This is a genomic window from Methanomassiliicoccales archaeon, from assembly GCA_026394395.1.
Classification (GTDB): Archaea; Thermoplasmatota; Thermoplasmata; order Methanomassiliicoccales; family UBA472; genus UBA472.
The window spans coordinates 362,299-382,218 of record JAPKYK010000003.1 but is presented as its reverse complement, the minus strand read 5'-3'; the positions used below and the strand labels follow the sequence as shown (position 1 = coordinate 382,218).

Here is a 19,920-nt window from a genome sequence, read left to right as displayed (position 1 = left end):
AATGGGCGAAAAGATGATGAGTTCTGTACTAGTGATTGGAGGAGGAGTGGCAGGCATACAAGCCTCTTTGGACCTGGCGGACAAGGGTATAACTGTCTACTTGGTCGAGAAGGAGCCCAGCATCGGCGGCCGCATGGCCCAGCTGGACAAGACCTTTCCTACCAATGATTGTTCGATTTGCATCCTGGCCCCAAAGATGGCCGATTGCTTCGGTCATCCCAATATCAACGTCTTGACAATGTCAGAGTTGGTGGAGCTGGAGGGTTCCAGAGGGGATTTCAAAGCCAAGGTCCGCAAGAAGGCGAGATACGTCATTGAGGACAAATGCACCGGATGTGGGGATTGTCTAGAGAAGTGCCCCACTAAAGGGCTCACCAACACTTGGGAGCAGGGATTGACCACCCGGAGAGCGATATACATGCCCTTCATGCAAGCCGTTCCAAGGGTGGCCGTCATTGATCCTAATAACTGCAAATTCCTCACGGAGGGCAAATGCGGGGTCTGCAAGAAGATCTGCAAGCGCGAGGCCATCGATTATGAGATGAAGGACATCACGATGGAGCTCGACGTGGGCGCGGTCGTGGTGGCCACCGGGTTCGACGTATGGGACCCCACGCCATCGACAGAATACGGCTACGGGAAGTTCCCGAACGTGTTCACCGCCATGCAGTACGAGAGGATCATCAATGCAGCGGGCCCGACCCACGGGCACATCCAGAGGAGATCGGACAGTAAGGAACCCAAGACCATCGCCTATATCCAATGTGTGGGTTCCAGAAACCTGCAGACCGGGCATCCCTACTGCTGTTCCGTATGCTGCATGCATTCCACCAAGGAGTCCATGTTGGCCAGGGAGCACATCGAAGGGATAAAGTGCACGATTTTCTACAAGGACATGAGGGCCTGCGCCAAAGGATTCAACGAGTATGTGGAAAGGGCGAAGAAGGACTACGGCGTCGAATACGTCAACTCCGATGCCACTGTTCAAAGCCAGACCGAGGGCGGGAACCCAATAGTCTCTTTCGATATCGGAGGCAAATCGCAACAGAGGGAGGTCGACATGGTGGTGCTTGCCACTTCCCTGGTGCCTTCCGATAAGAACGTACCGTTGGCTAAAACTTTAGGAGTGGAACTAGACGAGTTCGGGTTCTTCAAGGTGCAGGACCACACCTTCAACCCTGTCAACTCATCCCGACCGGGAGTATATTTGGCCGGGTATTGCGCGGGTCCGATGGACATACCAGAATCAGTGACCACAGGCTCGGCCGCGGCGGCTAAAGCAACCGAAGATCTAATACAAAGGAAGGTAACCGCATGAACGACGAAGAGAAGCGAATCGGAGTATTCGTCTGCCACTGTGGCTCGAACATCGCCGGATTCGTAGATGTTCCAGCTATAGTGGAGTATGCCAAAACCCTGCCGGATGTGGTCTTCGCCACCCGCAATCTGTTTACTTGCGCAGAGGACGGTCTGAGTTGCATCAGGGATTCGATCAAGGAGCATAACCTGAATCGCGTAATAGTTGCGGCCTGCACCCCCAGGACGCATGCCCCCTTGTTCCAAGGCGTCTGTGAAGAGGCAGGCCTCAACAAGTATCTATTCACCTTCGTGAACATCCGGGACCAGTGCTCCTGGGTTCACATGAAGGAGAAGGATAAGGCTACGGAGAAGGCCAAGGACCTCATTAGAATGGGCGTGGCCAGGGCGGGCCTTCTGCAGAGTCAGAATGAGATTAAGGTCCCAGTCACACAATCCGCAGTAGTTATAGGGGGCGGAGTTGCAGGCCTATCGGCAGCCGCCGCCATAGCTGACCAGGGCTTCCCAGTAACATTAGTGGAGAAGCAGAACGAACTGGGAGGATTCGTCAAGAACTTGAGCTGCGTCTATCAGGGCAGGCAGGAAGCAGATGCGATGCTGAAGCCCATGATCGACCGGGTGAAGGGCAACCCGAACGTACAGGTGCTCACGAATTCGGAGGTCGTCAATGTGGAAGGGTTCGTAGGGAACTACGAGATCACCATCGACACCAAGGGCAAGTTGAAAAAGGAGGCCGTGGGAACCATCGTATTGGCATCGGGTGCACAGGAATACATCCCGGAAGGCCTTTACGGCTACAAAAAGTACGACAATGTGATAACCCTCACCGAGTTCGAGAAGTTGGCAAAGAGCAAGAAATTGCCCAAGATGAGCAGCGTTGCCTTCATTCAATGCGTGGGGTCCAGGGGACAGGTCAAATCCTACTGCTCCAGGATCTGCTGCAATGTGGCCATCAAGACTGCCTTGAACCTTGCTGAGAACCACGGGAACATTCTGGGCCTACCTGAGACTGGCAAGGTTGAGGAGGATCATGCCGAGAAGGTCGTCCCCGCCGAGGCTGGGGAGAAAAGACGTGGTAGGAGGGGAAGGCGCGGTGCTGAGGAGGAAGAGGGAGAGTCCGCTTCCGCCGGACCGAAGATGGATATCGTGATCTTCAACCGTGACATCATGTCCTATGGTGTGGAACACGAACTGATGTTCAACAAGACCAGGGAAAAGAAGGTCCGTTTCGTCAGATACACGCCTCAGAACATGCCCCAGGTGGGCATGGAGGACGGGAAGCTAACAATAGATTACTGGCACGAGACCTTACAGCTGCGAAGAAAGATGCCGGTGGACCTGATAGTGCTCTCCACACCACTGGTCGCCCAGTCCGACGCCTCTAAAATCTCCAAGATGCTCAAAGTACCTCTGGGGCAGGAAGGCTTCTTCCTGGAAGCGCATGTCAAACTAAGGCCGGTGGATTTCGCCACCGATGGTATCTATGTGGCCGGAACCTGCAAAGGACCAGCGGACATACCTGAAGCGGTTTGCCAAGGCATGGCAGCGGCATCAAGGGCATCCATCCCATTGATGCGTGGATTCGTCCAGCCTGAGGCCTTGGTCTCTTATGTCAATCCCGACAAGTGCAGCGGCTGCGGGACATGCATAGAGATCTGTCCCTACAGTGCCATAAGGAAGAACGAGTCAGGTAAGGCCGAAGTGACGTTGGCCGCCTGCAAAGGCTGCGGCAATTGCGGAGCTAGCTGTCCGGAGAACGCCATTTTCATGAACCACTACTCAGACGAGCAACTGCTGGCTGAAGGTAAGGCCGCCATCATGCAGGAGGTAAAAGGATGAGCGAATTCGAGCCGAAGATACTAGTCTTCCTATGTAACTGGTGTTCCTATGCCGGCGCCGATCTGGCCGGCGTTAGCAGATATCAATATCCGACCAACACCAGGGCCATACGGGTAATGTGCAGCACCAGGGTGTCCCCGCACATCGTGCTGGAGATGTTCAAGGAAGGGATCGACGGAGTGATAGTCTCCGGATGCCATATCGGTGACTGCCACTACATCAACGGCAATTACTATACCCAGAAGAGGTTCAATATGGCCAAGAAGCTGGTCGAGCTAGCGGGCATAGAACCCGAGCGGTTGGAACTTCAATGGGTCTCGGCCTCGGAGGGAGAGAAGTACTCCCACGTCATAACCGATTTTGTCAACAAGGTGAAGAATCTGGGCCCGACCCCGGTCAAGTCCAACCCCGACCTCGTCACCCGACTTGTAGCCGCTGTGGAGGCGGCCAAGCTCTTCAGATTGAAGGTCCTGACGAGCAAGGAGGTCAAGATCCTGGGCAAGGGCAATGTGTACGGGGATGTCCCGGATGAAGCCGCATACGAAAAGATGTTGGAGACGGCGGTTGAGGACGAGTACCAGAAATGCCTTCTCCTACAGTTGACCACTGGCAACGCGCGATCGGTGAAGGAATTGGCCCAAATGACCGGTCTCCCCACCGACAAGACGCTGGAGCAAGTGGTGAACCTCAGGTCCAAGAACCTACTGGCCCTGGACCATATCGAGGGCAAGAGTCCAAAATATAAAGCAATCGTGATCGGAGGTGCTTAAATGGCAGATGTTATCGGAGCTGTAATGGTCGTGGGAGCTGGAATTTCCGGCGTCCAGACCTCATTGGATCTTGCTGATTCCGGCTTCAAGGTGTATTTGGTAGAGAAGAAGCCCAGCATCGGCGGGGCCATGGCTCAGTTGGACAAGACCTTCCCGACCAACGACTGTTCTATGTGCATCATGGCACCAAAACTGGTCGAAGCGGGAAGGCATCGGAACATCAAGCTCATAACCAACGCCGAGGTCGAATCGATCGATGGCAAACCGGGCAACTTCATGGTCAAACTTAAGAAGAACACTCTTAGGGTGGATGACAAGAAGTGTACTGGCTGTGGTGAGTGCGCCATCAAATGCCCCGTAGAGACCAAGGACGAATATAACGAAGGATTGGCAAAGCGCAAGGCCATATTCGTCATGTATCCGCAGGCCGTTCCATTGGTGTACTCCATCGACAAGAACATCTGCATCGGCTGCGGCATCTGTTACGAGGAATGCAAGGCCAAGGCAGTAGTATACGACAAGAAAGATGAGTCCATGGACATCCAGGTAGGAGCCGTAGTGCTCTGCCCCGGGTTCGATGAGTTCAATGCCAAGCTGAAGAGGGAGTACGGCTACGGAGAGTTCAAGAACGTGGTGACGAGCATCGAGTTCGAGAGGATACTGAGCTCCACTGGCCCCTACTTCGGCACGGTGCTACGCCCCTCCGACGGTGAGGTGCCCCAGAAGGTGGCCTTCATCCAGTGCGTAGGCTCTAGGGACGAGAAGGTGGGCAACACCTATTGTTCCTCCGTTTGCTGCATGTATTCCATCAAGGAGGCCATAATCGCCGGGGAGCACACTGCTGGGCTTAAGCCCACCATATTCTTCATGGACGTCAGGGCCGTGGGAAAGGAGTTCGAGGACTATGTCAAGAGGGCCGAGGGTGAGTACGGTATCAAGATGCACCGCGGGACCCGCATAGCCTCCGTGGATGAGGTCGAGGGCAACAACCTGCTGCTACGCTACAGCGAAGGCGGCAACGTCAAGGCCGAGGAGTTCGACATGGTCGTCCTGGCCGTAGGACTGAAGCCGCCACAGGATGCGGGTAAATTGGCTGAACGGCTGGGCATCAAACTGAACAAGCACGGATTCTGCGACACCTCGATCTACGACCCGCTGAGCACCTCCCGTCCTGGCATATTCGTGAGCGGCGCCTTTGCTGCCCCCAAGGACATTCCCACGTCGGTGGCGGAGGCCTCCGGAGTAGCCTCGAAGGCCGGAACGATTATAGCTACCGCGAGGAACACCCTGGTCACTAAGGAAGATTATCCCAAGGAGCTGGAGGTTTTAGGACAGGAGCCGCGCATCGGAGTCTTCGTCTGCCACTGCGGCATCAATATAGGAGGTATAGTCGACGTACCATCCGTGGTGGAGTACGTCAAGACCTTGCCCAACGTGGTGTATTCCGAGGATAACAAGTACACCTGCTCCGCCGATACCCAGGAACGGATCAAGAAGATGATCAAGGAGCACAACCTGAACCGCGTGGTCGTAGCTTCCTGCACTCCCAGGACCCATGAGCCTCTGTTCCAGAACACCATCAGGGAAGCCGGGCTGAACCCCTTCCTCTTCGAGCTGGCCAACATCCGGGACCAGTGCTCTTGGATCCACATGCACGAGCCGGAGAAGGCTACCGTGAAGGCCAAGGACCTGACCCGCATGGCCGTCGCCAAGTCCAGGTTCCTGGAGCCACTGACCAAGGCACAGCTCAACGTCAATCATACTGCCACTGTCATAGGTGGCGGGCTGGCCGGGATGACCGCCGCCCTGGACATAGCCTTGCAAGGGTTCAAGGTAGACCTGTTAGAGGTAACCGGGGCCATGGGCGGACAGATGAACAACCTGTACACCGACGAGGGAGGTAAGTCCCCAAGGCAGTTCATCAAAGACCTAGAGGCCAAGGTGCGCGCCAACGACAAGATCACCGTGCACATGAACACCAAGGTGGAGGACGTTTCCGGCTTCGTCGGCAACTTCAAGGTGAAGGTGACCGGCGGCAAGGAGATAGAGACCGGCGTCATCGTGGTGGCCACCGGGGCCAAGCCCTACGAGCCCAAGGAGTACATGTACGGCAAGGCCAAGGGCGTCGTCACCCAGAACGAGCTGGAGAAGGCCTTGGTCGAGGGACACGTCCACGCCAAGACCGTGGTCATGATACAGTGCGTCGGGTCAAGGAACGACGAGGCGCCCTACTGCAGCAGGGTGTGCTGCGCCAAGGCGGTCAAGAACGCCATCGAGATCAAGAAGAAGGACCCCAAAACCCAGGTCTACATCCTGCACAAGGATATCAGGACCTACGGCTTCCGGGAGACCTTGTATAAAGAGGCCGGCGAGCTGGGCGTCAAGTTCATCCGCTTCCCGGAGAACAAGATGCCCGAGATGACCATGGACGGCAGCGCCATGAAGGTCCTGGTGGACGACACGGTGCTGAACGCCCCGGTGCAACTATCGCCGGACCTGCTGGTGCTCAGCGTGGGCATACGCCCCAACGAGGACAACGAAGAATTGGCCAAGATGTGCAAGGTGCCCCTGAGCAAGGACAAGTACTTCCTGGAGGCGCACATGAAGCTGCGGCCGGTGGACTTCGCCACCAGCGGAATATACCTGGCCGGACTGGCTCACTGGCCAAAGTTCATCGACGAGACCATCGGGCAGGCCTCCGGTGCTGCGGCCCGGGCCATGACCATAATATCGAAGCAGTACCTCGAGACCCAGGGCATCATCGCCGCGGTGAACGAGATGGTGTGCAACGGCTGCGGCATATGCGAGCCGGTCTGTGAGTACAAGGCCATCACCATCGTCGGTGACCCAGCCAACGCCGAGAAGCGCAAGGCCGTCATCAACGAGGGCCTGTGCATGGGTTGCGGAACCTGTGTGGCCGCTTGCCCGTCCGGCGCGCTAGAACAGAAAGGCTTCAAGAACAACCAGATCCTGGCGCAGATCGATGCCGCTCTTCTGGTCGGAGGTGGTAAGTGATGTCCAACCAAGCGCATGCCGAGAGCGCTCCTGCCACAGAGGCAGGGGTCTGGGAACCCAGCCTGCTGGTGTTCTGCTGCAACTGGTGCTCCTATGCCGGGGCTGACCTGGCCGGAGTGTCCCGCTTGCAGATGCCTACCAATTTCCGGGTCATCAGGACCATGTGCTCCGCCAGGGTGGACCCCGAGTTCGTCCTGAGGGCCTTCGCCAAGGGGGCCGATGGAGTGCTCGTCCTGGGCTGCCACCCCGCTGACTGCCATTATATCGGTGGCAACTACCGCACCAGGAGAAGAATCGCCCTGCTCCGCGTGCTGTTGGAGCAATACGGCTTTAACCCGGACCGCCTTCGATTGGAATGGGTTTCCGCATCTGAGGGTATGAAATTCCAGGAAACGATAAAGGGATTCGACCGCACCGTAAGGGAGCTTGGACCGAACCCGATCAAGGAGGAGTAAAATCCCCGTCCCCATTGGAGGTAAAGAAATGTCAAAGATAAAAATCGCACAATATTGGGGTGCCGGATGCGGAGGCTGTGACGTTGCCCTATTGGACATCGACGAGAAGATCCTCGGGGTGGCCGAAATGGCCGACATCGTCTTCTGGCCCATCGCCGTGGACGTCAAGCTCAAGGACGTCGAGGCCATGCCCGACGGATATATCACCGCCACCCTGTTCAACGGTGCCGTGAGGAACAGCGAGAACGAACACGTGGCCAAGCTGCTGAGGCAGAAGTCCCAGATTCTGGTCTCTTTCGGTTCTTGCGCCTGCTTCGGGGGAATTCCCGGACTGGCCAACATGACCAACAGGAAGGACATATTGGAATATGTCTACATCAAGACCCCCACCTCGGACAACGTGGAGAGGGTCTTCCCCACCCCGCACTACCAGGCACCCGAAGGGCTCATAGATCTGCCAGTGCTATATGACCAGGTGTTCACCTTGGACCAGGTCGTCGACGTCGACTACTACATGCCCGGATGCCCGCCCACCACCAACCTGATCAACGAGTTCCTCGGCATAGTCGAGAAGCATGTCAAGGAAGGCGCCCCGCTGCCCCCCAAGGGCTCCGTGATCGCCTCCAACAAGGCCCTCTGCGACGAGTGCCCCAGGACCAGGGCCGTCAAGAAGGTGGACAGGATATACATGCCTTACGAGATCGACATCGACCCCAAGAAGTGCATGCTGGAACAGGGAGTCATATGCCTCGGACCGTCCACCAGGGCGGGCTGCGGCGCCAAGTGCTTGGAAGGTAACCAGCCTTGCCGCGGATGCATGGGACCGACCGCCGAGGTGCTGGACCAAGGCGGCAGCATGCTGAGCGCGCTGGCTTCGATATTCTCCATTGGCACTGGTGAAAGCCAACTGTCCGAAGATAACATATTGGAGCTGATGGCGCAGGTCAAGGACCCCCTTGGAACCTTCTATGCGTTCACCATGCCTTCCTCGATCATCAAGCGGAAGGTTAAAGAGAAGAAAGCTACCACTGCTTCCAAGGAGGCCTGAACAAAATGTGTCCAATATTAATGGGTCAAGGTGCCGATAAACTGGTAAAGACCACCGAGAAGCGCATACCCATCGACCCCATCACCCGTTTGGAAGGCCATGGCAAGATCGAAATCTTCCTGGACGACAACGGCAACGTGGCCAACGCCTATTGGCAGGTGCCCGAGCTTAGAGGGTTCGAGAAGTTCTGCATCGGCAGGTCCGTCGACGAGCTCAACAAGCTGACCTCCAGGCTCTGCGGCGTTTGCCCCGGGGCGCACCACCTCTGCTCGACCAAGGCATTGGACGGTGTGTTCGGGGTCGAACCGCCAGAGACCGCCAAGAAGCTCCGTGAGCTCTTCTACATGGCGCACTACATACACAGCCACATCGCCCACTTCTACGCCCTGGCCGCCGCGGACTTCGTCCTCGGCCCCGGTGCCCCGAAGGCCGAGAGGAACATCCTCGGCGTCGTCGCCGCAGTCGGTGTGGAGATCGGCGGAGAAGTCATAAAGCACCGCTCCTACGCCCAGAAGATCCAAGAGATGCTGGGCGGAAAGGCCACGCACCCAGTGTGCGGCATTCCCGGCGGTTTCGCCAAGAGCATCAACGAGGAGGAGAGGGCCAAGATCGAGGCCATGGCCAAGTCCTGTGTGGAGTTCAGCAAGTTCACCAACCAACTGTTCGCCGATGTAGTGCTGAAGAACCAGGACTACCTGAACCTGATCGTGGACAAGAACATCTACTACAACGAGACCTACTACCTCGGTACCGTCGACAAGAACGACAAGATAAACTTCTACGACGGAACCCAGAAGATGATCTCGCCCACCGGGAAAGAGGTCGCCAGGTACACCGGGAAGGACTACCTGAAGTACATCTCCGAGCACACCCTGCCCTGGTCCTACGAGAAGTTCTGCTACTTCAAGCCGGTCGGCTGGAAGGGACTGGTGGACGGGAAGGACAGCGGCATATACCGCGCCACCCCGCTTTCCAGGCTGAACGTCTCCAAGGGCTTCACCACCCCGCTGGCGCAGGCCGAGTTCGAGAAGTACCACGGCACATTCCGCAGTCTGGGTGTCAAAGGACCGGTGCACTTCACCATGGCCACTCACTGGGCCAGGGTGATCGAGATGCTGTACGCTTCGGAGAAGCTGCTGGAACTGTCCCAGGACCCGGAGATAACCGGCAAGGACATACGCAACCCGAAGCTGCAGACCCCTGACGAGGGCGTGGGAATACTGGAGGCTCCTCGTGGAACCCTGGTGCACCACTACAGATCGGACAAGAACGGCATCACCACCGACGTGAACCTGGTCGTGGGTACCACCAACAACAACGCCCCCATGAACCTCAGCGTCCGCAAGGCCGCCACCGCTCTCATCAAGAACTGGATGGTGTCCGACGGTCTGCTCAACGCCGTGGAGATGGCCTACCGCGCCTACGACCCGTGCAACAGCTGCGCCACGCACACCCTGCCTGGCCAGATGCCTATGGACGCGGTCATCAGGAACCCGGATGGCTCGGTCTACAAGACCCTGTCCCGGAACTACTAAACCCCCTCGGTCCAACCTTTTTCCTTTTATTTTCTATTTTTATAAACAAGCCGAAGGGCTGCCCTGCCGAAGTTGAGGGCTTCCGAGCGACGATCAGTCTTCCAGGCGGAAGTAGCCCCTTCTCTTGACCCGTAAAGAAGATACCGTACCAAGGAAAAGCCCGTCCATGAGGTACACCTGTCCGTTCTCCAGGTCCAGCAGATCGTTGGAGAGCAACGGGCCCAGCATGCGCGGCCCTTCGAGGTTCACCGGGCCTCCGCCCAGCGTACGATTAAAAGCCGGGAGCATGATGGCCTCCTCCGGCATTTTGGTATAACGGGCGCTCGACCCCTTGAAGCGGCAGCGCAGCCAGCATCTTTCCACCTGGTTCTGGTGCAGACCGTCCTCGAATATGACGGCCGGATGATTGTGCCCCATGACCAGCAACCGGGCTTCCATGACCTCCGCGGACGGCCAGGCATGGCCGTGGGCGAATCCCACGTCCCCGAGGGTCATTCCCCCCTGTTCGTGGACGGTCACCCGGGAGGGCAGCATCCTTTCGATGTCCGTGTCGTGGTTGCCCTTGACCAGGTCTATACGGGGATAGAAGTTCAGCAGGCTGTTGAAGAAGCGAGGGACCTCCAGGTGTTCCTGCCTGGTGGAGCCAGGGGCCTGATGCTTGACGTCCCCCACGATGACCAGGCGGTCCACGCCCTTGGCCAGGTCCAGGAGCTCGCTCTCCATGCGATGGGTCTGCGAGGGTACGACGATGCCCCGGTAGCGCAGGTCCGCCTCGATCCCTATGTGCAGGTCGCCGACGCACAGCACCGTCTCCTCCCCCTCCAGGCGCAGCACCGGGCGGTCTGGTATGGGGTTGGCCTGAAAGGACATTCATGACCCCCGGAGCAGACGCTGCGCCAGCATCTCCGGCAATCCGTTCTTGGTGATACCTTTCATCACCGTCTCGACATCGTACTTCACCCGGACGATATGGAAGTTCTGCTCTGACGTGTCCAAGAGGGCATAGGAGGCCCTGGTGTCGCCGTCCCTCGGCTGACCGACGGAACCGGGGTTGACGACCGTCCCGCTGGGGAACTGCACCAGGTAGGGCATGTGCGTATGACCCAGTACCAGAAGCTTGGCCCCGGCGATGTCCAGCAGTTCGCTGCTCACGTGCTCCTCGAAGACGTATTCCGATACGAAGCGGGGGGAGCCGTGATGCACCGCGGTCATCACCCCTTCCACCGGCCGGTGCAGGGAGTTGGGCAGCTCCCTGATGTACTCGTAGGCCGAGGGCGAGAGGACGTCCCGCGTCCAGCTGATGGCCGCGGCGGCGATGCTGTTCATGTTCTTTACCCCTACCAGCACCGCCCGGTCGTGGTTCCCGGCGATGCAGTTGACGTTCTTCGCCCTGAGCATGTCCACGGTCTCGTTGGGGAAGGTGTAGTAGCCCAATATGTCCCCGGCGCAGAAAACGGTCCGGACCCCGCGGTCGGACATGTCGTCCATGACCGCTTCCAGCGCCGGAAGGTTCGAGTGCACATCGGATATGAACGCGATCAGCATCTTTCTCTCCTCAGCGGGTGCGCGAAAGGCTCTTCCTCAACACCTGCGGTATCCTATCCAGAAGGTCGGTGGCCATCAGCCCGTAGCTGAACTTCTCGAATGCCAGGTCCCCGGCCGCCCCGTTCACGAAGGTGGCCATCCTGGCGGCGTTGTAAGGCGAGGCGCCCTTGGCCAACAGCCCGGCGGTGATGCCGGCCAGGACATCGCCGGTCCCGCCCACGGTCATCCCGGCGTTGCCGGTGCGGTTGAGCTTGATATTGTTACCGTCCGTCACCAGGTCCACCCGTCCCTTGACCACCACGGTCCAGCCGCTGGCCGCGGCCATGTTCGCCGCTGCCTCGCTGAGCCCCTTGGTCTCCTCAGGGACCGCCGAGCCCACGATGACCTCCATCTCACGATGATGCGGTGTCAGCACTCCCTTCTTTCCCCGCAGCAGGTCCAGGCGGCCGGCCACGGCCTTCAGTCCGTCGGCGTCCAGCACCATGGGTCTGGAGCATCTCTCTATCAACACCCGGACCGCTCGGAGCGTTCCAGGGTCATCGCCTAGGCCTGGTCCGATGAGCACGGTGTCCACCTTCTCCATTAGCGGCAAGACCCTCTCCACCGAAGCCTCGGTGAGGCGGTCGCCCGGGTAGGGTATGGTGATCAGATTGGGGGAGTATGAGGCGATGGTGCTGCGGACGCTTTCCGGGCAGGCCACGAAGACCAGGTCCGCCCCGATGCGATAGGAGGCTAGCCCGGCCAGGGCCGGCGCCCCGGTATAAGGGCCTCCGCCGACCACCAGCACCCGGCCGTTCTGTCCCTTGTGGGTGTCCGGGGCGGGAATGGGATAGTGCAACAGATCACCGGGGCCCAGATAGTTCTCGGCGTCCGCCGGTATGCCGATGTCCTTCACCACGATCTCCCCGCAGCTGTCCGCGCTCATCCCGGCCTTCAGGGCGTGGAAGGTGACGGTGACCATCGGGCGCACCGCGGTCTTGCTACCCAATCCCGAGGGGACGTCCACAGATACCACGGGACGGCCGCTCTCGTTGATAGCCGCGATCATGTCGGCCAAGCGCCCTTTCGGCTCCCCCTGGGAACCGATGCCGATCAGGGCGTCCACCAGGAGGTCATAGGTCTTCAGATCGTCCTCGGCGTAGACCCGGTGCAGCTCCTCCACCTTTTCGAAATTAACCCTGGCCTCCGGCGTCCTGATGTCTGCTGGGGGCGATGCCAATAATATCCTCACCCGATTGCTCTTGGTCAAGACCCTGGCGGCCACGAAACCGTCACCACCATTGTTGCCCGAGCCGCAGAGCATGGCCACATGCAACCCCTCTCCATAGCGGGAAGTAATCTCCTGGGCCAACGCCCAGCCGGCATTTTCCATGAGCGTCTCGGTCGGAACCCCCAGGTATTTCGCGTTCACGTCGAGCACCCGGACCTCTTCCCATTTCATCATGAAAACCATATGCCCCTGGATGTGAATAATGGTTTCCAGGCACCAACAAGCAATTTATACCAGGAGTCCATTTTAACGGTGGAACCTATAATGTCCGAGATCAAGAGGCTCGTCCTGGACGTGCTCAAGCCCCATCACCCTTCCATCATCGACCTGGCAGGTCGATTGAGCGTGGTCGAAGGCGTCTCCGGCGTCAACTGCACCCTAAACGAGGTGGACCAGGAGACGGAGAGCATCAAGATAACCATCGAAGGCGTCGCCATCAACTATGAGGATGTCGAAGAAGTGATAATCGAATCCGGCGCCGTCATCCATTCCGTCGACAGCGTCTCCGCCGGCAAGAAGCTGGTTGAAGAAGTGGAGACCCCTCAAGACCGCTGATTCTTGCTCAGGGCGTCCCCGACCGTCTGCATCAATTTGGTCTTGGGCATGGTCTTGGCGACCAGCACCCGACCGCCCTTGGAGGACCAGTTCGCGGGATAGCTCTTGTCCCGCTCCACCTTGTGCTCCAGCCCCATCTGTTTAAGGATGCTGGAGATGAGGTCCACGTCGGGACCTATTATGGTTTGCGCCTTTTTCACCTTGCGGCCTTGGGACCGGGGCCTAGCCCGGTCAAAATACTCCGGCCAGAGAACCCAAGCGGTGTCCTCATCCAAGGCCATGGCAAGCCCTTCCGGCCTACTCTTTCATAAGGATGGCGTTGATGGCGCCGTCCTGTCCGGGCCTGGAGGTGACCTTGGCCAGCCCCAGCTCGGTCTGGATGACCGCTCCCTTGGTTATGATGTTGCGCTGAACGTAGTTGGGGTTGGAGGGGCTCTCTTTGACAGTGATGATCTTGGCCTTCTGGGCCTTGTTGGTGGCAGGGTCGACCACGTTGGCGAACTGGGCCTTAAGCAGGCGCACCTTGACGTTTGCGCCGCGCACCCTGGATACCTGGCGCTTCTCGCTGCCGACGAAGGTGTAGACCGGCTCCTTCCCGATCTCGAACCTGCGCTTCTTCCTAGACAGCGTCAACCTTCCGCCAGTGGGCTTTCTCTTAGACCTTCCTTGCCATAATGCCATAGCTATCCTTTGGCACCTAATTGGCCATGTGTATAAAAACCTTAGCTTCAGACCTAGAGGTCCAGTAGGCTGAGCGAGACGCCGTCCCCCAGCTCCATGAGCCCGGCGTAGTGGTCCTTGGCCGCCCCCGGATTCATGTACCAGACCCCGTCCACATGGGATATACCGCGGTCCTCGTGGATGTGACCGGAGAGAACCACCAGCGGTCTCGTCCTCAAGATCAGGTTCCGCACGGCGGTGCTGCCGACATGCTGCCCAGTGTACGTGGCGTCCCAGGTCCCGTGCGGTGGGCAGTGCAGGACCAGAACCATCCCCGGTTCCATCAGCGGGGCCAGGATCTTTTCGATATCCTTCTCCGGCATCTCGAAGGGCGTCTGGAAGATGGTGGGGTTCGAACCGCCCAGTCCGGCCCAGGTCATACCGTCCACCTGCACCTTTCGGCCGTGCAGGGAAACAGCGCTCTTTTCGATGAAGGCCAGAGTGCCCGGCGGATCGCAGTTGCCAGGAACGACGTAGCACTTGACCCCCAGGTCCCCAATGAACTTCTCGGCGAACTGCGGGGGGCCAAAGTGGGTGATGTCACCGAGCAGAACGACCCCGTCCATGGCATGCTCTTTTACAAGGTCTCTGGCCCGCTCGGCCACCCATGCGCGGCGATGCACGTCCGATAGCACAAGGTACTTTGCGCCCACGTCCGGCGATTATGAAGGGAGGGATACTATTATTTTGCCCTCAACCGAAACCGAACCCCAGGTCCTGATACACTAGAAAGTAGGACATAGCGAATCCGATTATGGCCGAACCGTTCAGGAAGGGCAGCCCAGCCTGGGGGCGCCCCTTGGCTATGAGGAACATGAGAGAGAGGAAACCGATCAGTATGGCGAGCAGGGTCATCACCGCCACCAGCATAGCCGGCTGCGGCCAGCCAGTGGAGCTCAGCGCCGGCAGGTTGGCGGCGGCGGAGATGACCAGCACCGAGGGGATTATGGTGTCGCCCAGGCCCATCAGCATGACCTCGCGGTCCTGGTCCTTGCTGCGGTCCTTCAGGTCCAGCTTCTTCCTCTCCGCCCCCTTGTTTCCGGGGACCACCAGCACTATGGGTAGGCCCAGGTCGCTGACCCCTTCGGCCAGGGTGAGCATGTGCTTGGTGACGTAGACCGAGAGGGCGTCATAAACCGCCAGGGCGGTCAGCAGTATGAGGGAGGGCAGTATGCCTAGGGACAGGCCCAGTATCAGGGCGGCGCCGACCCCGATCACCAGCCCCGCGCCGTTCACCACGTACCATCTAGGATATTTAACGAGCAGGTAGAGAAGTGATCCGGAAATAATCGCTCCCAGCACCATCGACACCAGCTCTTCGGTGCTGGCGAGCATGAGGAACAATGAGACCACGGAGAAGAGCCCCAAACCCATGGCCCCGAATATCACTGCCTTCAGCAGGCCCAGGCGGGAGCGCTTGATGAGCACCAGCAGCACGGCGGTGGTGACCAGGACCAGGACGACGTACAGCAAAGGGTTCGTCGGGTCGTTCTGGTCCGAGAAGGCCCGGTAACCAGAGGGGACCGTTGGCACCAAGGTCAGAGCGGCCAGGGGAACGGCCAGGAACATGACCGTGAGGACCAGGTACTGCCGGGCGGTGCGCATGCCGGTCGATGGGCACCAGGGCATAAATCGTTGCCGATTCGAACATCGGAAGCGATATCAAAAGAAAAATGAAAAAATGCCGGGCTGAGCGGACCCGGAAAGTGAGCTAATTAAGGTGATTCGATGAATACGTTCCCGTAGGCCACCTTACCGGTTATCTTGGCCACCTTCACCTTCACCCGGGAGCCCTTGGCGGTCCCCGGGATGTAGATGATGTAGTCAAACATGCGGGCCACTCCGTCACCTTTCTTACCCACGTCCTCAATCATCATCTCATAGACGTTTCCCTCACGCAACCCTTCCTCGGAGGGCTTCTGCATCTTGCGAACATTGACGGGGCGGTGCGCACCGCAGGCCTCACACTCTAGAATCATCACGCGGCCCTCTTTGTTTATGTGGGTGTCAGGGCGGCCGCACTCCGAGCACAGGACGAAGGTGTCGATGTAGTTCTGCAGCTTGTCAGAGACCTGGGTGGGGGTCAGCCTGGTCTTGAACACCACGCGCCTGCCCTCCATGGTGCCGGGTGTACCCAGCTCTCTGAGCATGTACTGCAGGATGTGCTCGGGTTCTCGCCTCAGGGTGTCGACGATGTCCCCGAAGTTACGGAACACGGTGGTCTTCCCTTCCTGGAACACATCCGGATCGGGGACCACGAAACGTTCGTGCTTCTCGATGGTCTCCGGCAACTGCATCTTGGCCCGGTCCAGGAGTGAAAGGTAATCGTCATTGGACATGTCTATCGGCCCTCCAAGTCCACCATGCCTTATAAACCTTATTGGCTCCCGTACTTGCGCTTGACCGCCGCCCTAACCAGACCCAGGTGCAGTGGGGATGGCTTGGTGGGCCGGGACTTGAACTCCGGATGGAACTGGGAGGCCACATAGTATTCGTATCCTTTCAGTTCCCCGATCTCCATCTTCACGCCGTCCGCGGAGCGTCCAGTAAACTTCCAGCCGCCCTCCTCCAGCGCTTCGATGTGCTTGGGATTGACCTCGTAGCGGTGCCGGTGCCTTTCCATGATCAGGGCCTTGCCGTATAGCTCGAAGGCCTTGGAGCCTTCCTCCACCATGACCGGCTGTGCTCCCAGTCTCATAGTGGCGCCCATCTTCTTGACCGTCTTCTGTTCCGGCAGCAGATCGACGACGGGGAAGGGCGTCTCTGGGTCGAACTCAGTGCTGTTGGCCTTGTCCATCCCCAGGACGTTCCTGGCGAACTCGATGGTGGCGATTTGGAATCCCAGGCATACGCCCAGGAACGGTATGTGGTTCTCCCGGGCGAACTTGGCCGTGGCTATCTTGCCTTCGATACCACGCACCCCGAACCCTCCCGGAATGAGTATGCCGTCGGCGTTCAGCAGCTCCTCGGTGATGCCATACTGCTGCACCACCTCCGAATCGACGAAGACCAACTGGACCTTGGTGCCGGCCTCGGCCCCGGCATGATGGAAGGCTTCGAAATGGGAGATGTAGGAATCGGCCAGGTTGGTGTACTTGCCCACGCAGGCGATGCGCACGGTCCGCTCCTGATCGTTTATGCGGCTGGCGAAGGCCTTCCAGCCCTCAAGGTCGTGAGCCTTCTCCGTGAATCCCAAACGCTGCATGACGTATTCGGTGAGCCCCTGCGCCTCCAAGGCCATCGGCACGTCGTAGATGGAACGGGCGTCCGCGGCCGTGACCACCGCTTCTATGGGAACGTCGCAGAACAGGGAGATCTTTCGTTTTATCGACTCCTCAAGCGGGTCCTTGGACCTGGCTACAATGATATCGGGCTGAATGCCTATGGCCCTGAGCTCCTTGACCGAGTGCTGGGTGGGCTTAGTCTTCTGCTCCCCCACCGTGCCCATGACCGGGACCAGAGTAGTGTGCACGAAAAGGCAATTACGCCCTTTTCCCAGCTCCATGTTCATCTGACGAACCGCTTCGAGGAAGGGCATGGACTCGATGTCACCGACGGTCCCCCCCAGCTCGACGATGCAAACGTCGGCCCCGGTGGCCTCGGCCACGTTGACGATGTGGGCCTTGATCTCGTTGGTGATGTGGGGGATGATCTGAACGGTCTTACCGAGGTACTCCCCGGTGCGCTCCTTCTCGATGACCGACTTGTAGACCTTGCCGGTGGTGATGTTGTGGGCGCTGGTAAGGCTGATGTCCAGGAACCTCTCGTAGTTGCCAAGGTCCAAGTCCACCTCCCCTCCGTCTTCGAGAACGTAAACTTCCCCATGTTCGAAGGGGTTCATGGTCCCGGCGTCGACGTTCAGGTAGGGGTCGATTTTAATGGCCGTGACCTTGATCCCCCGCGACTTGAGAAGACGACCGATGGAGGACGCGGTTATTCCCTTGCCCAACCCAGAAATGACTCCGCCCGTGACAAAAATATATTTCATGCCTTCACGGGAACTCTCCATATCCTGGGATGATATTTATGATTTATGATTATGTCCGCTAGAGAAAGCTTTCGCCTTTTGTAGAGTTCATTGAAAAAAATATAAGCTAGAATGGGGGCGCTCGATGTTGTTTTTAGTGCTTGGTAACCCTGCCGGAATTGGTGGAGGAAACACACGTAATGCCATAAGCTTCACAGTGTTTCCCCTTGCGTAGGAGGTGATCCATCTGCAGGTTCCCCTACAGATACCTTGTTACGACTTAACCCTCCTTGCTGAATCTCAGTTCGAAGACCCCAAAATGAGATATCCTTACTGAAACCCAACTCGGGTGGTTTGACGGGCGGTGTGTGCAAGGAGCAGGGGCATATTCACCGCGGATTGTTGATCCGCGATTACTACGGAATCCAGCTTCATGAGGGTGAGTTACAACCCTCAATCCGAACTACGATTGGGTTTCGAGATTACCTTCACCTTTCGATGTCGGAGCCCATTGTCCCAACCTTTGTAGCGCGCGTGTAGCCCAGGAGATTCGGGGCATACGGACCTACCGTTGACCTCTCCTTCCTCTGTCTTAGCGACAGCGGTCCCGTTAATGTGCGTGCCCTCCGGAGAGAACACTAGCAATTAGCGGTGAGGGTCTCGTTCGTTATCTCACTTAAGAGAACGCCTTACGGTACGAACTGACGACGGCCATGCACCACCTCTCGGAAAATCAGGCAAGGTCATCAGCCTGGCCTTCATGTAACCGTCGCTCCTGGTGAGTTGTCCGGTGTTGAATCCAATTGAACCGCACGCTCCTCCCGTTGCGGTGCTCCCCCGCCAATTCCTTTAAGTTTCATCCTTGCGGACGTACTCCCCAAGCAGCAGGCTTAACAACTTCTCTCCGGCACTGGGCGCCCTCAAAGGACCCCCAACACCAAGCCCGCAGCGTTTACACCCTGGACTACCGGGGTATCTAATCCCGTTTGCGCCCCAGGGCTTCGTCCCTCACCGTCGGATTCGTTCTAGTCAGACGCCTTCGCCACCGGTGGTCCTTCTAGGATTACAGGATTTTACCCCTACCCCAGAAGTACCTCTGACCTCTCCCGATCCCAAGTTTTGCAGTCTCCCCGGACTTCGAACAGTTAAGCTGGTCGATTTACCCAAGGATTTACAAAACCGGCTACGGACGTTTTAGGCTCAATAATATCGACCACCACTCGGGCCGCGGGTATTACCGCGGCGGCTGGCACCCGTCTTACCCGGCCCTTACTTCTCCGGTTTTTTAGACCAGAGAACAGCCAACACAATGTGCTGGCACTTGGAATTCCCTCATCGGGGTTTCCCCCATTGTGAAGTTTTCGCGACTGCTGCGCCCCGTAGGGCCTGGACTCATGTCTCAGAGTCCATCTCAGGGCTCCCTCTCTCAAGGCCCTTACGCGTCATAGGCTAGGGGGTACGTTACACCCACTACAACCTGATACGCCGCAGACCAATCCTTGGGCACCGGAGTTTTCGACCACGAAGCATTCCAGCTTTCAAGGTCTATGGGGTATTATTCTCAGTTTCCCGAGGTTATCCCCCACCCAAGGGCATGTTATCCGCGTGTTACTGAGCGGTCCGCCGAGTCCTTGCGACTCTCGACTCGCATGTCTTAATCGAATTCCAATAGCGGTGGCCGCCGGCAGGATCAACCGGAATTGATCCTTCGACGACTCATTATTAATTGATCGCCTAGGATGTGTATTTAAGAAATTGGCAGAGTTACCAAGTTTCACCAGCAGTACCATTTCGTTAGAAACAGTAACTGCCATCGAGCGTCAGAACCAAGAGAGCACGTCGACGCCTTTCGACGGAGATCTCGGTTCTCCATTCTAAACGCCG

General features: G+C 58.1%; 16 protein-coding genes, 1 rRNA gene and 1 pseudogene. 8 read left to right on the top strand and 10 right to left on the bottom strand.

Going from position 1 to position 19,920, the window contains the following annotated elements:
* The first annotated feature begins 1 nt into the window (after position 1).
* From NT131_05675 to NT131_05645, 7 genes and pseudogenes are all read left to right on the top strand, one after another.
* On the top strand, positions 2-1,318 hold the full coding sequence (locus tag NT131_05675; GenBank protein ID MCX6651124.1) for a CoB--CoM heterodisulfide reductase iron-sulfur subunit A family protein: 1,317 nt from the start codon (positions 2-4) through the stop codon (positions 1,316-1,318).
* Entirely contained in the window at positions 1,315-3,156 is a 1,842-nt protein-coding gene (locus NT131_05670; GenBank protein ID MCX6651123.1) for a CoB--CoM heterodisulfide reductase iron-sulfur subunit A family protein, read from the top strand. The genes NT131_05675 and NT131_05670 overlap by 4 nt, the downstream gene beginning before the upstream one ends.
* Positions 3,153-3,545, top strand: a pseudogene (locus tag NT131_05665) (hydrogenase iron-sulfur subunit). Before NT131_05670 ends, NT131_05665 begins: the two are co-directional and overlap by 4 nt.
* A 381-nt stretch (positions 3,546-3,926) precedes the next feature.
* Positions 3,927-6,941, top strand: coding sequence for a CoB--CoM heterodisulfide reductase iron-sulfur subunit A family protein (locus NT131_05660; protein ID MCX6651122.1), 3,015 nt, complete (start codon positions 3,927-3,929; stop codon positions 6,939-6,941).
* The gene (locus NT131_05655; GenBank protein MCX6651121.1) at positions 6,941-7,396 is read left to right on the top strand and encodes a hydrogenase iron-sulfur subunit; all 456 of its coding nucleotides are present in this window, start codon (positions 6,941-6,943) and stop codon (positions 7,394-7,396) included. The genes NT131_05660 and NT131_05655 overlap by 1 nt, the downstream gene beginning before the upstream one ends.
* Positions 7,397-7,424: 28 nt before the next feature.
* Complete coding sequence (locus NT131_05650; GenBank protein MCX6651120.1) at positions 7,425-8,444, top strand: oxidoreductase; 1,020 nt, start codon at positions 7,425-7,427, stop codon at positions 8,442-8,444.
* A gap of 20 nt (positions 8,445-8,464) precedes the next feature.
* Positions 8,465-9,979 carry a Ni/Fe hydrogenase subunit alpha gene (locus tag NT131_05645; protein ID MCX6651119.1) on the top strand — a complete coding sequence of 505 codons (1,515 nt, stop codon included), beginning with the start codon at positions 8,465-8,467 and terminating at the stop codon, positions 9,977-9,979.
* Positions 9,980-10,072: 93 nt separating this feature from the next.
* Here the strand turns inward: NT131_05645 and NT131_05640 are convergent, their stop codons facing one another.
* Genes NT131_05640 through NT131_05630 form a run of 3 tightly spaced genes read right to left on the bottom strand, consistent with a single transcriptional unit; the run spans position 10,073 to position 12,968 of the window.
* Complete coding sequence (locus NT131_05640) at positions 10,073-10,849, bottom strand: metallophosphoesterase (GenBank protein ID MCX6651118.1); 777 nt, start codon at positions 10,847-10,849, stop codon at positions 10,073-10,075.
* The gene (locus tag NT131_05635) at positions 10,850-11,524 is read right to left on the bottom strand and encodes a metallophosphoesterase family protein (GenBank protein MCX6651117.1); all 675 of its coding nucleotides are present in this window, start codon (positions 11,522-11,524) and stop codon (positions 10,850-10,852) included.
* 10 nt (positions 11,525-11,534) lie between these two features.
* Positions 11,535-12,968, bottom strand: a complete 1,434-nt coding sequence (locus tag NT131_05630; GenBank protein MCX6651116.1) for an NAD(P)H-hydrate dehydratase — start codon at positions 12,966-12,968, stop codon at positions 11,535-11,537.
* 90 nt (positions 12,969-13,058) lie between these two features.
* Between NT131_05630 and NT131_05625 the strand changes: the two genes are divergently transcribed.
* On the top strand, positions 13,059-13,349 hold the full coding sequence (locus tag NT131_05625) for a DUF211 domain-containing protein (protein ID MCX6651115.1): 291 nt from the start codon (positions 13,059-13,061) through the stop codon (positions 13,347-13,349).
* Here the strand turns inward: NT131_05625 and NT131_05620 are convergent.
* The 7 genes from NT131_05620 to NT131_05590 all read right to left on the bottom strand — a co-directional run bounded on the left by NT131_05620 (position 13,337) and on the right by NT131_05590 (position 19,737).
* Positions 13,337-13,630 (bottom strand): hypothetical protein, encoded by a 294-nt coding sequence (locus tag NT131_05620; protein ID MCX6651114.1) that lies wholly within the window; start codon positions 13,628-13,630, stop codon positions 13,337-13,339. The two genes, NT131_05625 and NT131_05620, sit on opposite strands and share 13 nt — an antisense overlap.
* 16 nt (positions 13,631-13,646) lie before the next feature.
* Positions 13,647-14,030: a 30S ribosomal protein S8e gene (locus NT131_05615; protein ID MCX6651113.1), complete on the bottom strand. Its 384-nt coding sequence runs from the start codon at positions 14,028-14,030 to the stop codon at positions 13,647-13,649.
* Between the two features lie 53 nt (positions 14,031-14,083).
* Positions 14,084-14,722: a metallophosphoesterase family protein gene (locus NT131_05610; GenBank protein ID MCX6651112.1), complete on the bottom strand. Its 639-nt coding sequence runs from the start codon at positions 14,720-14,722 to the stop codon at positions 14,084-14,086.
* A gap of 40 nt (positions 14,723-14,762) precedes the next feature.
* Positions 14,763-15,698 carry a presenilin family intramembrane aspartyl protease gene (locus NT131_05605; GenBank protein MCX6651111.1) on the bottom strand — a complete coding sequence of 312 codons (936 nt, stop codon included), beginning with the start codon at positions 15,696-15,698 and terminating at the stop codon, positions 14,763-14,765.
* 86 nt (positions 15,699-15,784) lie between these two features.
* Positions 15,785-16,408: a translation initiation factor IF-2 subunit beta gene (locus tag NT131_05600; GenBank protein MCX6651110.1), complete on the bottom strand. Its 624-nt coding sequence runs from the start codon at positions 16,406-16,408 to the stop codon at positions 15,785-15,787.
* 38 nt (positions 16,409-16,446) lie between these two features.
* Positions 16,447-18,057, bottom strand: a complete 1,611-nt coding sequence (gene pyrG, locus NT131_05595) for a CTP synthase (glutamine hydrolyzing) (GenBank protein MCX6651109.1) — start codon at positions 18,055-18,057, stop codon at positions 16,447-16,449.
* A 212-nt stretch (positions 18,058-18,269) separates the two neighbouring features.
* Positions 18,270-19,737, bottom strand: a 16S ribosomal RNA gene (locus tag NT131_05590).
* Between the last annotated feature and the right edge of the window lie 183 nt (positions 19,738-19,920).